Here is an 11,913-nt window from a genome sequence, read left to right as displayed (position 1 = left end):
CCCGACGAGCGCGAGCAGCTCGACCGGGTCGCCGCCGTCGCGGGCGACGGGCTCCTCCTGGCCGGCCACCGCCCCAACGGAACGGTGGCTCGTTGGCTCGGTGCGGTCCGGCACGGCCGGCCCGGGCTCGCCGCCGCGGGCGGAGCGTACGTCTGCGCGAGCGTCAAGGAGGAATTCGGCATCGCGCTTCTGGAGGCGCTCTCGGCCGGACTCGTCGTCGTCGCTCCGGCGACCGGTGGCCCGGCGACCTACGTCGAGCAGGGCGAAACCGGATTCCTCGTGGACACCGCGGATCGCACCGCGCTCGCCGCCGCTTCTGCCGATGCGCTCGACCTCGCGGGCGGACCCCTCCGTGAGCGTGCCGCCGCGCAGGGGCGCGCGATGGTGGCCGAGCGGTACACCGTGCAGGCGATGGCACGAGCCCTCGCGGGCGTCTACGCGCATGCGACGGCGGACCAGGAGCGCCCCCTCCGCTCGGGCCTGGTCCTGGGGGCCTCATGACCCTGTTGATCGTCAGTCCGGACTACGCCTCGCACCTGCTCCCTCTGGCGACACTCGGCACCGCTTGGCAGCAGGCAGGAGAGCGCGTCGTCGTCGCGACGGGGGAGGCCACACGCTCGATCGTGGACGGCTTCGGCTTCGAGCACATCGCACTCCGCCTCGGCCGCGGCTCGAACCCCGGCACGATCCGCGCCGAGGAGCAGGCACCCGACGAGGGCGCCTCGCTCCGCGGCTTTTTCGATGCCACTCGCCGCGGCATGGTGCCGACCCTGACCTACCAGGCGCGCGAACGGATGACGGACCTGCTCTGGGACCCGGCCGGAGTCTCGGTGCGGCTGCGGGAGATCCTCGACGAGGTGCAGCCGGACGCGATCGTGGTCGACCACCTCGCCTTCACGGCGCGCGTCGCGCTGCGGGCACTCCGTGTGCCCTACGGGGACGTCGTGCTCGGCCATCCGAGCGCCCTCACCACCCCTGGCGAGGTCTACGGGTTCCCGCCCGTCTGGCCCGACGCTTCGCGCCCGAGCCCGACGATCTCGACGCGCTGCGGGCCCTCTGCGAGGACGTGCGCGACTCCTTCACCGCCGAGTGGAACAGCGCCCTCGCCGCGCTCGACCCTGCCGCCGCGCACAGCGCTGACGCCTTCGCCGAGAGCGGCGACGTGCTGCTGCTCAACTATCCCGGGGAGCTGCACGACCCCGCTCGGACGGCGCAGCTGCCTCCGCACGCGTTCCTCGGCTCCGCGGTGCGCGAGGAGCCGCTCGATGCCGAGGTGGAGGAGTGGCTCGCGTCCTCGGACGGACCGCTCGTCTACGTGAGCTTCGGCAGCTTCCTCTCGGTGCGCGACGACGTGCTCGCCCGGGTCGTCGCGGCGCTCGCGGACGTCGAGCTCGACGGCCGGCCCGTGCGGGTCGCCCTCGCCTCGGGAGCGACGGAGCACTCGGCACTCGGCGACGTCCCGGCGGGCTGGCTCGTGCGCGGGTTCCTGCCGCAGGTGACGCTGCTCCGCCGCGCCGACCTCGCCATCAGCCACGGCGGCAACAACAGCGTCACGGAGGCGATGACCGCCGGCGTGCCACTCGTCGTGCTGCCGTTCTCGACCGACCAGTTCGCCGGTGCCGCAGCCCTCGAGGACGCCGGGCTCGCCGCCGTGCTCGACCCGAACGCCATGACCGGCGAGGAGCTCGCCGGTGCGGCGCAGCGGATGCTCACGCTCGCTGGAGAGCCGCGCGAGAGGCTGGTGGCGCTCGCCGGGAGCCTGACTCGCGAGCCCGGGCCGCAGCGGGCCCGCGCCGCCCTCAGCGGAGCCGCGGTGCACCGCTAGCCTGGGCCGATGGACAGGTCGTGCTGGAGCGATGCCCGGCCCACGGGTCGGCAGCACCAGGAGATCGCCGACGCGGGACTGTTCGAGCTGCCGCAGAGCGAGAGCCTGCTCTTCTCGCTCGATGTGCGCGCACTCGCCGATTTCCTGCTGCGCCTCGCGACGACGGGGCGGATCGAGGCTCTGCGCCTCCCCGAGGACGTCGACCTCACGAGCGCGGGCGACCGCGCGAACGTCCGGCGGTGATGACGCGGTGGCGGATGCGACGGAGGACGAGCGCTGGCTCGTCGTCGGGGGCCGGCGCTGGCGGCGCACCGACCCTTCGCTGCCGCCCGAGCTGGTGGCTGCGCTGACCTCGCAGCTCGGTCGAGGCCGCTCCGGTGTCCGTGCCGCGCGGCTGCACTCCGACGCCGACGCGGAAGCTCTCGCCCGCAGGCGCGTGGGGCTGGCCAAGCGCGGGCTCGGCGAGCGCGGACCCGTGTGGTGGGACGAGCCCGAGTCGGTCCGGCTCGACCGGGCCAGGGAGGCGCTGTTGGCGCTCGAGGAGCTCGACGCTCCAGGGATCTGATTCGACTGCTGCATGGCACGAGCCTGGTCACCGGGCGGGCTTCGCGGGCGGGAGACGGGCGAATCGGTGGACGGCCGGACGATCATCGGCCTGGGGAGGAGACTTCGAGCACCCGCCCGCCCGCTCAGGAATCGACGGCGCGGTTTCCCTGCCCGATCCCCTCGAGGAGAGTGTTCAGCACCAGAGTCGCGAGGGCGACGTGGTCGGTGGTACTCGAGCGATCGGTCGTGGCGATCGCCTCTTTCAGCAGCGCGTAGTAGACCCGGCGTGCCCACTCCAGATCGGCTTCGGGAGCGAGGAGACCGGCCTGCCCGGCTCGCGTGAGCAGCGCGAGGGTTCCGGCGTTGATCCCCGCCCAGATCTCCTTCGCCGCACTGGTGTCCGCCAGGGGATTGCCCAGCGTGTACCGCCACCGGCTCTTCACCTCGAGGACCGCGACCGTCACGCGGTGGAGCGCGACGTAGACGGGTGCGGCGTCGGGTCTCGCCGCCGCGATCGCATCCGCCAGGTCCTGCTTGGCCGAGATCGCGAGGGCGTCGATGATCGCCTGGCGGCTGGCGAACCGGCGATGCACCGTCGTCCGGGTGACGCCGGCGGCATCGGCGATCTGCTCCACCGTGGCGCTCTCGTTCTCGGCCAGCACCCGTTCGGCTGCCTCGAGGATCGCCCGGACGCTGCGTTCCGCGTCCGCTCGCAGTGTCTTCGCCATGACCGCCCTCCGAGATGCGCGGTGACAAACGTACCACCACTGCTCGATTTGAGCACCTCGATGAAAATTCAAAGTTGCGTTTAAAGGAAAAAACGCTACTGTCATGTAACAGTTACCGAATTCTGGCTGGCTCGCGACGAGTCGGCCCGACGCTGAAGGAGACAGTCATGTCGAAGGAACGAAGGATCGCACTGGTCACGGGAGCGTCGTCGGGCATCGGGAGATCGGTGGCCGAGGCTCTCGTCCACGCCGGGTTCACCGTCATCGGAACGAGTCGCGATGCGAGCCGAGCCAGGACCCTGTCCGGTGCGTCGTTCATCGACCTGGACGTGACGGACGACGACTCTGTCCGTCGTGCCGTCGCCGCGGTGACCCGGCAGCACGGCAGGATCGATCTGCTGGTGAACAACGCGGGGATCGGGTCAGCCGGCGCAGCGAGGAGAGCTCAACGGCCCAGGCCCAGCAGGTGTTCGACATCAACGTGTTCGGCGTGATCCGGGTCACGAACGCTGTCCTTCCCGTCATGCGCGCACAGCAGAGCGGGCGGATCGTCAACCTGTCCTCGATCGTCGGCCTGATGCCGCAGCCCTACATGGCGATCTACTCCTCGACGAAGTTCGCCATCGAGGGGTACTCCGAGTCGCTCGATCACGAGCTGCGCGAGTACGGCGTCCGGGTTCTGCTGGTCGAGCCGGCCTGGACAAGCACCGCCTTCGAGGCGAACGCCCTGCCGGTCGACCGGCCGATTCCCGCTTACGAGGCGCGGCGTGCGGGATTCGCGCAGTACATGGCAGGCGCGGTCAGCGAGGGCGACGCCCCGGCCGCCGTCGCGCGCCAGGTGGTTGCTGCGGCGACCGATCGTCGACCCAGGCTCCGCTACCCGGTCGGACGCACAGCTGGAGTCGCCGTGATGCGACGACTCGCGCCGGCCGGAGTCTTCGATCGTCAGCTCCGACGAGCCAACAACCTCCCCGCTTGACCCGCTGCCCACCTCTGGAGAACCCCTTGACCCACTTCACCGTCCACTCCGTCTCGTCCCGCATCCGACGCGTCACGTTCTCGAACCCGCCGGTCAACCTCGTGGGCGCCGATGACGCCGTCGAGCTCTCGGCCGTGATCGATCGGCTCTCCGCCGATCCTGACGTTTCTGTCGTCGTGTTCGACAGTTCGACTCCGGGCTACTTCTATAACCACGCAGACCTCACGCAGCTGGATGCGCTCCTGGGCTTCGTCGCCGAGGACGGCACCCCCGGCTGGGTGGATCTCGCGAGGCGCATCGCCTCGGCTCCGTTCCTCACCATCGCCGAGATCCGCGGGCGGACCCGTGGCGGCGGCGACGAGCTCGCTCTCGCCTTCGATCTCCGCTACGCCAGCCGTCAGCACGCTGCCTTCGGCCAGCTCGAGGTCGGCACGGGGCTCGTGCCCGGCGGCGGGGGCACCGACCGCCTCAGCCGCTTGATCGGCCGTGATCGTGCCCTTGAGGCGATCATGAGCGGACAGGACTACGACGCCGATCGCGCCGAGCACTACGGCTGGGTCACGCGGGCCGTCGACGACGCCGAGCTGAGCGGTCTCGTGATGCGCACGGCGCAGCGGATCGCGTCCTTCGACAAGGAGGCGATCCTCGGCGCGAAGGCCCAGATCGACCGCGCGAGCCTGCCTCCTGAGGCGGATCTCGTGGCGTCCTGGGAGGAGTTCACCCGAACCGTGACTTGGCCCGGTTTTCACGCTCGGATCGCCGCCTTCGGCGCGCTGATCGCCGAGCGCGGCCTCGAGGAGGTCGAGGAGAACCTCGGCGCCTACCTTGCGCCAACTGCTCCCTGACCCCTTCCGACCCTGAGAGGTACGACCATGACCGTCACCGTCCTGATGGACATTCCCCTGCGTGCCGACACGGCGGACGTCGACGCAGCCTTTCTCCACGACCTCCCGGCGACCGCAGGTTTCCCCGGCAATGAGCTCACCGAGGTCCTCTCCGACGAGAGCCGACCCGGGACGCTCACGCTCCTCACGAGGTGGGCGTCCGGAGCTGCGTACGACGAGTACGTCGCCTGGAGGCGCACGCCTGAGGGCGCCACCCGACTCCCCGACATCGCGGCCGGCCCCCCGAGCGTCCGGCGGTTCTCCTCCCGCCTCTCGTTCGACGAGACGTGACGCCGCCGCGCGAGGGCCCTGCCTCCGAGATGCGAGGACCCTCATCCGTCGCAGGCGCCCGTCGGACGCCGGCCGGCTCCGCTCGTCGTACCGGGATCGTGCGCCGCCGCGACCCGGAGGCGCCGCACCGGACTGTCACGCCGCTGGAGCTGCTGTTCGACCTCGCCTTCGTGGTCGCCTTCGGCCAGGCTGCCGATCAGCTGTCCCATCACCTGATCGACAGTCGGGTCGAGACCGGGATCGTCGGCTTCGTCTACGCGATCTTCGCCATCGCCTCCGTCTGGGTCAGCTTCACCTGGTTCACGTCGGCCTTCGGCATGGACGACTGGCTCTACCGTGCCGCGACGATGGTGCAGATGATCGGCGTCGTCGTGCTCGCGCTCGGCCTCCCTGCCATGTTCGCCTCCCTCGACCAGGGCGGAGCCGTCGACGCCCGCGGCATGGTCGCCGGCTACGTGGTCATGCGGCTCGCGACGGTCGTGCAGTGGCTCCGGCTCGCCGTGCACGACCCGGCCGCGCGGCGATCCGCGCTCCTGCACGCCGCACTCGTCTCGGGTGTGCTCGCCGGGTGGTTCGTCCTGGTGCTCGTCGAGCCCACCGTCGGGGTGTTCTTCACCGTCGCCGCCTTGCTCTTCGCCGGCGAGATCAGCGGGACCCGCATCGTGGAGAAGCAGAACGGCCCCGTCCCATGGCACGCCGGTCATGTGGCAGAACGCTTCGGCCTGCTTGCGATCGTCGCGCTGGGTGAGGGTGTCTTCGGAACCGTCGCCTCCGTCTCGGCCATCGTGCAGGGCGCCGGATGGAGTCCGGAAGCGGTCACGATCGTGGTCGCGGGCATCGGCCTCACCTTCGGCCTGTGGTGGATGTACTTCCTGATCCCCGCCGCCGATGCGCTCCGGAGCGACCGACGCAAGGCCCAGCCTCTCATCTACCTGCACTTGATCCTCTACGCCGCGATCGTCGCGACCGGAGCGGGACTGCACGTCGCCGCCTACGCCGTCGAGGGCCGTGCTCCCTTCGGCACTCTAGGCACGGTCGTCGCTACCGCGGTGCCTGTGGCGGTGCTCTGCACAGCGGTGATGCTCACCTACAGCTACCTCCGAGGGACGTTCGATGTCCTCCATGGCTGGCTCTTCGCGGTGACTGCCGTCGTTCTCCTCCTCGCCGGGGCTCTCGCGGCAGGCGGTGCCCCGCTCGCGGTCTGCCTGCTCGTCGTCACGGCGGCCCCACTCGTCTCCGTCGTCGGCGACGAGGTCGCCCAGCGGGGCCGGCAGTGATGGCTCTCCGTGACGGGCCCAGGATCTCCGTTGCCGCGGGCGCGTGACGGGCTGGGTGGGACCGGATCCGGCTGCGGGGGAGCCGAGCCGGCGAAGTGCGCGCTCAGGGCGCGGACGCTCACCCGAGCAGCGACTCCGCCAGCGAGAGCGCCCCGCGCACGCCCGACTCGTCGCCCAGGGCCGGGCGCACGATGCGGATCCGGCCGCCTCCCGTGCCCGTCGCCCCGGGAGCGCCCATCAGGCGCTCCACCTCGGCCTCGACCGCGGGGAGCAGGCCCGGCGTCTTCGACACTCCACCGCCGAGCACCGCGAGCCGCACGCCGGCCACGTAGGCCAGCGTGGTCACCAGCTGCCCGAGGTAGAAGGAGCTGAAGCGGAGGTTCGTGGCCGCGTCCTCGGGTCCGAGGCTGGAGCCGTCGACTCCCCAGCGGGCCGAGATCGCCGGGCCTGCGACGAGGCCCTCGAGGCAGTCGCCGTGGAACGGGCAGGTGCCCGCGAAACGGTCCTCCGGGTGCCTGCGGGGCAGCAGGTGCGCGACCTCGGGCCAGCCGCTGCCGGCGAGGAGGCGTCCGCCGGCGATGACGCCCCCGCCGACTCCGGTGCCCACCGTGAGGTAGACGAAGTCACTCTCGCCTACGCCGGCACCCCAGCGGGCCTCGCCGAGCGCGGCGCCGTTGACGTCGGTCACCAGGGACATCCGCGCCCCGGGAGCCGCGTCTCCGAGCGGTCCGAGCACGTCGGTGCCCTCCCAGCCGAGCTTCGGCGTCGACGTCAGACGGCCGTAGCCGGGGGAGGCGGGGTCGATGTCCAGCGGCCCGAAGGAGGCGACTCCGACGGCCGCGACGGTGCCCTCGGCGCCGTGGCCGGCGACGAAGCCGGCCAGGTCGGCGAGGGTCTCCGCGGGTCCCCGCGTCGGCAGGGTCGTCGTCGCGAGGATCCGCTCGGGCTCGTCGCGGGCCGCCACGGCGGCGACGACCTTGGTCCCGCCGGTCTCGATCCCGATGAGCAGGGGGCGGTCGGTGATGGCGCTCATGGTTCTCCCGGTCGACGTCGTGGCTCTGCATCCTCACACGGTTCGCGCCCCGCACGCGGGACTGCTCCGGCGGGGCGCACGACGCTTTCTGCGGAACCAGCGGCTCTCGCGCAGGGATCCTGCGCCTCGCAGCGAGAATCGCACGAAGCCCGCGTGCGAGACTGGGCGGGAGCGTGCTCCACCCCGCCGTCTCTGCGCGGGGCACGGAGCCACTGGACCCGGTCCGCTCATCCGCATCCTTTCGCAGGAGGACTCGAATGACCGATACCGCCGTGCTCGCCGAGGCACCGATCCGCACCCCCGTCGCGAAGTCGATCCTGATGTGCCGTCCCGAGCACTTCACTGTCGTCTACCGCATCAACCCCTGGATGGACCCGCAGGTCCCCACCGACACCTCTCTCGCCGTCCGCCAGTGGCAGGACCTCTACGACACCTACGCCGGCCTCGGCTTCGAGATCGAGCTGATCGAGCCGCAGGCGGGGCTGCCGGACATGGTCTACGCGGCTAACGGCGGCACGGTGATCGACGGGATCGCCTACGGCGCCTCCTTCACCTACCCGCAGCGCCGGCCCGAGGGCCCGGCCTACATGGACTGGTTCCGGTCGGCCGGATTCGACGTCCGTGTGCCCGAGGAGGTCAACGAGGGCGAGGGCGACTTCCTCCTCGTCGGCGAGCGGATCCTCGCCGGCACCGGCTTCCGCTCCGCGTCCGACTCGCACGCCGAGGTCGCCCGGGTCTTCGGTCGCGAGGTCGTCACGCTCGAGCTGGTGAACCCGTCGTTCTACCACCTCGACACTGCCATCGCCGTGCTCGGCGACTCCGACATCGCCTACCTCCCCAGCGCGTTCAGCGAGGAGGGCAACCGCATCCTCCGCGAGCTCTACCCGGACGCCATCCTCGTCTCGGAGGAGGACGCGTCCGTGCTGGGCCTCAACTCCTTCTCGGACGGACGCAACGTCGTCATCGCCTCCCGAGCGACGGGTTTCGAGCGGCAGCTGCGCGAGCGCGGCTACAACCCGATCGGCGTCGATCTGTCCGAGCTGCTGCTCGGCGGCGGCGGCGTGAAGTGCTGCACGCTCGAGCTGCGCCGCTGACCCACTGCGCGGCGCTGCCCGTGCGAAGCACTGCCGCTGCGCAGGGCTGACCCACCCTCCACTGTCCTGGACAGTCGACCGTCACCCCAGGAGGAACGACATGAGCATCACCGAGACCACCCGCGAGACCACCGCGTCCGATGCCCTCATCGCCGCCGAGGAGGAGCACGCCGCCCACAACTACCACCCGCTGCCCGTCGTCGCGGCCAGCGGCGAGGGCGCCTGGATCACCGACGTCGAGGGCCGCCGCTACCTCGACTGCCTCGCCGCGTACTCCGCCGTGAACTTCGGCCACTCGCACCCGGCGCTGCTGGAGGCGGCGCAGGCGCAGCTCGGCCGCGTCACCCTCACCAGCCGAGCGTTCCACAACGACCGCCTCGGCCCGTTCGTCACGGCGCTCGCCGCGCTCGCTGGCAAGGACATGGTCCTGCCGATGAACACCGGCGCGGAGGCGGTGGAGTCGGGTATCAAGGTCGCTCGCGCGTGGGGGTACCGGGTCAAGGGCGTCGCGCCCGGGCGCGCGAACATCATCGTCGCGGCGGGCAATTTCCACGGCCGCACCACGACGATCATCTCGTTCAGCGATGACGCGGAGGCGCGCGAAGGCTTCGGTCCGTTCACCCCCGGCTTCCGCACGGTGCCGTTCGGCGACGCCTGCGCTCTCGAGGACGCGATCGACGACGACACGGTGGCCGTGCTGATCGAGCCGATCCAGGGCGAGGCGGGCATCGTCGTGCCGCCGGCCGACTACCTCCCGGCCGTGCGCGAGATCACCGCGCGCCGCACCGTCCTCTTCATCGCCGACGAGATCCAGTCCGGCCTCGGCCGCACCGGAGCGACCTTCGCGTGCGATCTGGTCGGAGTCGTCCCCGACGTCTACCTGCTCGGCAAGGCACTCGGCGGCGGCATCGTCCCGGTGTCGGCTGTCGTCGCGAACGCCGACGTGCTCGGCGTGCTGCAGCCCGGCCAGCACGGGTCGACCTTCGGAGGCAACCCGCTGGCCGCCGCCGTCGGCCTCGCGGTCGTCGAGATGCTCGCCACCGGCGACTACCAGGCCCTCGCCCGTGAGCGCGGGGCCCAGCTGCACGCCCGCCTCCAGGTGCTCGTGGGCCGCGGAGTCGTCGCCGTCCGCGGCGCCGGACTCTGGGCGGGCATCGACATCGACCCCGAACTCGCCTCGGGGCGCGCGGTCTGCGAGGCGCTGATGGCGCGCGGTGTGCTGGCGAAGGACACGCACGGCTCGACGATCCGCCTGGCGCCGCCCCTGGTCGTCACGGCGGACGAGATCGACGTCGCCGTCGACGCGCTCGAGGCGGTGCTCGCCTCACTCCGCTGATGTTTGCAGGGGTGGTGCGGTCGCAGCGGCGCTAGGGAGGGCTCCGCCCGGACTCCTCGGAGCTCATTGAGACAGCATGTCTCGAACACCGAGATGAGCCTGTGCCCTCTGCGATACTCGCGCGATGAGTACACGTCTCCCGCCGGAGAACACCCCGCACTCCTCCCCTTCCTCCTCCGACAAGCCACCCGCCGGCCAGGTCGCCTACGGCGGCGCGACGCTTCCCCAGGGTCCCCGTCCCTCCGCCACACCCGGCCTCGCCATCGCTGCGCTCGTCGTCGGCATCATCGCGTTCCTGGTCGGTCTCGTGCCGGTCTTCGGAGCGCTCGTGGGGATTGCGGCGATCGTCCTCGGCGTTCTCGCCCTCCATCGGCGCCAGTCGAAGGGGCTGTCGATCGCCGGCATCGCCCTCGGCGGGGTCGCCCTCCTCGTCTCCCTCGCGACGACCATCGGATTCGGTGCGGCGATCAACTCCGCTTCGGAGCAGCGTCCCGTGTCCGCAGTCGTCGAGTCCTCCGAGCCGACGACAGCGCCGGTCGCTCCCGCCACCGAGGAGGCGGAGATCGTCGAGACGGCCGAGCCGGCGCCTATTGGGACGGCCGAACCTGCGCCCGCCGCGACGGTCGAGCCCGCGCCCGTTGAGTCGGCCGCGCCTGAGCCCGAGCCTGCCGCCGCTGCGCAGGTCTCGCCCGAGTTCGCCTCGGCGCTGCTCAAGGCCCGCAGCTATTCCGAGATGCTGCACATGAGCAAGGCCGGTCTGTACGGCCAGCTCACGTCGGAGTACGGCGAGAAGTTCTCTCCGGAGGCCGCCCAGTACGCGGTCGACACGGTCGCTGCTGACTGGAACGCCAACGCTCTGGCGAAGGCGAAGGACTACCAGACTCAGATGGCGATGTCACCGGAGGCCATCCGCGACCAGCTCACGAGCGAGTACGGCGAGCAGTTCACGGCCGAGGAGGCCGACTTCGCCATCGCCCACCTGAACGACTGAGCTCCAGCGGGAGGGGCAGGGTGGGCGGGACGGTCGCAGCGCGTTCGCTACGTTCTGCACGGGACCGAACGCTCAGCGGGCGGCGCCGGCGGCGGCGGACTCGGGCAGGGTGCTCATCGGGAGGGTGTACTCGCCCTTCAGCGCCGAGATCCAGACCGTGGTGGGGGCGACGGCGGCGAAGTTCGAGTTCAGCAGTGCCATCAGTGCGGTGTGCAGGGAGCGGGCGTCGACCGAGCCGGCGTCGTTCGAGATCGCGATAGCGCCCGTCGCGTCCGAGATGACCTCGGCGCGGAGCCCGTGGGTCTCGGCCTCGGCGGCGGAGGCGAGGATGCAGTTGTTGGTCATGTAGCCGACGAGGGTGATCGTGTCGATGTCGTGCTGGCGCAGCCAGTCGAGCAGGTCGGTTCCGGCGAAGACCGTCCCGTACTGCTTCGTCACGGTCTTCCACGAGTCGGAGCGGCGCCGCTCGATCTCGGGGTGCAGAGCGAAGGCGGGGCCGATCGGGTCGAAGATCGGTGCTCCCTCTCCCGCGCTGTGCTGCACCACGGCGATCGGGAGGCCGGCGGCGGCGGCGGAGTCGAGGGCGGCGGCGATCTGCGGCAGCGACTGCACGTGCGGCGGGTACTGGATCTCGAGCGGGCCGCTGAAGTACTCCTGCTGGACATCGACGAGGATCAGGGCGCGGCGGGGTGATGACATGGTGGTGCTCCTGTCGGTGAGGGGTCGCGTCCGATCCTTCCGCGCGGCCCTGGGAGCGGCGGTCAGGCACGCGGAGGCGCCACCGGCGTCCCTTTCGCGCCCGATCGGCCGCGAATCCTCCTCCACAGGCGAATACCCGTGAGGAAAGCGTGAGGATCCGCTCATCCGGCCGCTCGGCGCCCCGGACGACGGGTAGAAACGTCCAGTGACTTCTTCCGTCCTCAGCGACG

General features: G+C 71.2%; 13 protein-coding genes and 1 pseudogene. 11 read left to right on the top strand and 3 right to left on the bottom strand.

Going from position 1 to position 11,913, the window contains the following annotated elements; translation table 11 throughout:
* From ACH61_RS03410 to ACH61_RS03395, 4 genes are all read left to right on the top strand, one after another.
* Positions 1 to 501 (top strand): glycosyltransferase (locus tag ACH61_RS03410; RefSeq protein ID WP_153038788.1); only part of this gene is annotated, 501 nt, incomplete at its 5' end.
* Positions 502 to 1,066: 565 nt separating this feature from the next.
* The gene (locus ACH61_RS18120) at positions 1,067 to 1,825 is read left to right on the top strand and encodes a glycosyltransferase (protein ID WP_236713521.1); all 759 of its coding nucleotides are present in this window, start codon (positions 1,067 to 1,069) and stop codon (positions 1,823 to 1,825) included.
* A gap of 9 nt (positions 1,826 to 1,834) precedes the next feature.
* Positions 1,835 to 2,068 carry a hypothetical protein gene (locus tag ACH61_RS03400; RefSeq protein ID WP_068208614.1) on the top strand — a complete coding sequence of 78 codons (234 nt, stop codon included), beginning with the start codon at positions 1,835 to 1,837 and terminating at the stop codon, positions 2,066 to 2,068.
* Positions 2,069 to 2,075: 7 nt separating this feature from the next.
* Positions 2,076 to 2,390, top strand: a complete 315-nt coding sequence (locus tag ACH61_RS03395; protein ID WP_068208611.1) for a biopolymer transporter Tol — start codon at positions 2,076 to 2,078, stop codon at positions 2,388 to 2,390.
* Positions 2,391 to 2,514: 124 nt separating this feature from the next.
* On the opposite strand, the gene ACH61_RS03390 is transcribed toward ACH61_RS03395, so the two are convergent.
* Positions 2,515 to 3,099 (bottom strand): TetR/AcrR family transcriptional regulator, encoded by a 585-nt coding sequence (locus tag ACH61_RS03390; protein WP_068208607.1) that lies wholly within the window; start codon positions 3,097 to 3,099, stop codon positions 2,515 to 2,517.
* Positions 3,100 to 3,113: 14 nt separating this feature from the next.
* Between ACH61_RS03390 and ACH61_RS03385 the strand changes: the two are divergent.
* The 4 genes and pseudogenes from ACH61_RS03385 (at position 3,114) to ACH61_RS03370 (ending at position 6,530) form a co-directional block, all read left to right on the top strand.
* A pseudogene (locus ACH61_RS03385) lies at positions 3,114 to 4,078 on the top strand (oxidoreductase).
* Positions 4,079 to 4,104: 26 nt separating this feature from the next.
* Positions 4,105 to 4,923 carry an enoyl-CoA hydratase/isomerase family protein gene (locus tag ACH61_RS03380; RefSeq protein WP_068208606.1) on the top strand — a complete coding sequence of 273 codons (819 nt, stop codon included), beginning with the start codon at positions 4,105 to 4,107 and terminating at the stop codon, positions 4,921 to 4,923.
* A 27-nt stretch (positions 4,924 to 4,950) separates the two neighbouring features.
* A complete protein-coding gene (locus ACH61_RS03375; RefSeq protein ID WP_068208602.1) occupies positions 4,951 to 5,253 on the top strand; it encodes a putative quinol monooxygenase in 303 nt (100 codons plus the stop codon).
* A gap of 98 nt (positions 5,254 to 5,351) precedes the next feature.
* Entirely contained in the window at positions 5,352 to 6,530 is a 1,179-nt protein-coding gene (locus ACH61_RS03370; RefSeq protein ID WP_068208628.1) for a low temperature requirement protein A, read from the top strand.
* Between the two features lie 118 nt (positions 6,531 to 6,648).
* Here ACH61_RS03370 and ACH61_RS03365 read toward each other — a convergent pair whose 3' ends face one another.
* Entirely contained in the window at positions 6,649 to 7,563 is a 915-nt protein-coding gene (locus tag ACH61_RS03365; RefSeq protein WP_082844975.1) for an ROK family protein, read from the bottom strand.
* Positions 7,564 to 7,820: 257 nt separating this feature from the next.
* Here ACH61_RS03365 and ddaH point away from each other — a divergent pair, with 257 nt between their 5' ends.
* The 3 genes from ddaH (at position 7,821) to ACH61_RS16050 (ending at position 10,984) form a co-directional block, all read left to right on the top strand.
* On the top strand, positions 7,821 to 8,657 hold the full coding sequence (ddaH, locus tag ACH61_RS03360; RefSeq protein ID WP_068208599.1) for a dimethylargininase: 837 nt from the start codon (positions 7,821 to 7,823) through the stop codon (positions 8,655 to 8,657).
* A 100-nt stretch (positions 8,658 to 8,757) separates the two neighbouring features.
* Positions 8,758 to 9,993, top strand: coding sequence for an ornithine--oxo-acid transaminase (gene rocD / locus ACH61_RS03355; protein WP_068208598.1), 1,236 nt, complete (start codon positions 8,758 to 8,760; stop codon positions 9,991 to 9,993).
* A gap of 124 nt (positions 9,994 to 10,117) precedes the next feature.
* Positions 10,118 to 10,984 (top strand): Ltp family lipoprotein, encoded by an 867-nt coding sequence (locus ACH61_RS16050; RefSeq protein ID WP_082844974.1) that lies wholly within the window; start codon positions 10,118 to 10,120, stop codon positions 10,982 to 10,984.
* 72 nt (positions 10,985 to 11,056) lie between these two features.
* Here the strand turns inward: ACH61_RS16050 and ACH61_RS03345 are convergent, their stop codons facing one another.
* Positions 11,057 to 11,683, bottom strand: a complete 627-nt coding sequence (locus ACH61_RS03345) for an isochorismatase family protein (RefSeq protein WP_068208595.1) — start codon at positions 11,681 to 11,683, stop codon at positions 11,057 to 11,059.
* Positions 11,684 to 11,913: the final 230 nt, after the last annotated feature.

This window comes from Rathayibacter tanaceti, from assembly GCF_001634385.1.
Taxonomy (GTDB): Bacteria; Actinomycetota; Actinomycetes; order Actinomycetales; family Microbacteriaceae; genus Rathayibacter; species Rathayibacter tanaceti.
The sequence above is the reverse complement of the archived record's forward strand: the minus strand, read 5'-3'. Positions and strand labels throughout refer to the sequence as shown.

Bases quoted from the DNA above. Each gene is read 5' to 3' on its own strand.
- ACH61_RS03400 (WP_068208614.1), top strand. From the start codon at position 1,835: ATGGACAGGTCGTGCTGGAGCGATGCCCGGCCCACGGGTCGGCAGCAC.
- ACH61_RS03390 (WP_068208607.1), bottom strand. From the start codon at position 3,099: ATGGCGAAGACACTGCGAGCGGACGCGGAACGCAGCGTCCGGGCGATC.
- ACH61_RS03375 (WP_068208602.1), top strand. From the start codon at position 4,951: ATGACCGTCACCGTCCTGATGGACATTCCCCTGCGTGCCGACACGGCG.
- ACH61_RS03365 (WP_082844975.1), bottom strand. From the start codon at position 7,563: ATGAGCGCCATCACCGACCGCCCCCTGCTCATCGGGATCGAGACCGGC.
- ddaH (WP_068208599.1), top strand. From the start codon at position 7,821: ATGACCGATACCGCCGTGCTCGCCGAGGCACCGATCCGCACCCCCGTC.
- rocD (WP_068208598.1), top strand. From the start codon at position 8,758: ATGAGCATCACCGAGACCACCCGCGAGACCACCGCGTCCGATGCCCTC.
- ACH61_RS16050 (WP_082844974.1), top strand. From the start codon at position 10,118: ATGAGTACACGTCTCCCGCCGGAGAACACCCCGCACTCCTCCCCTTCC.
- ACH61_RS03345 (WP_068208595.1), bottom strand. From the start codon at position 11,683: ATGTCATCACCCCGCCGCGCCCTGATCCTCGTCGATGTCCAGCAGGAG.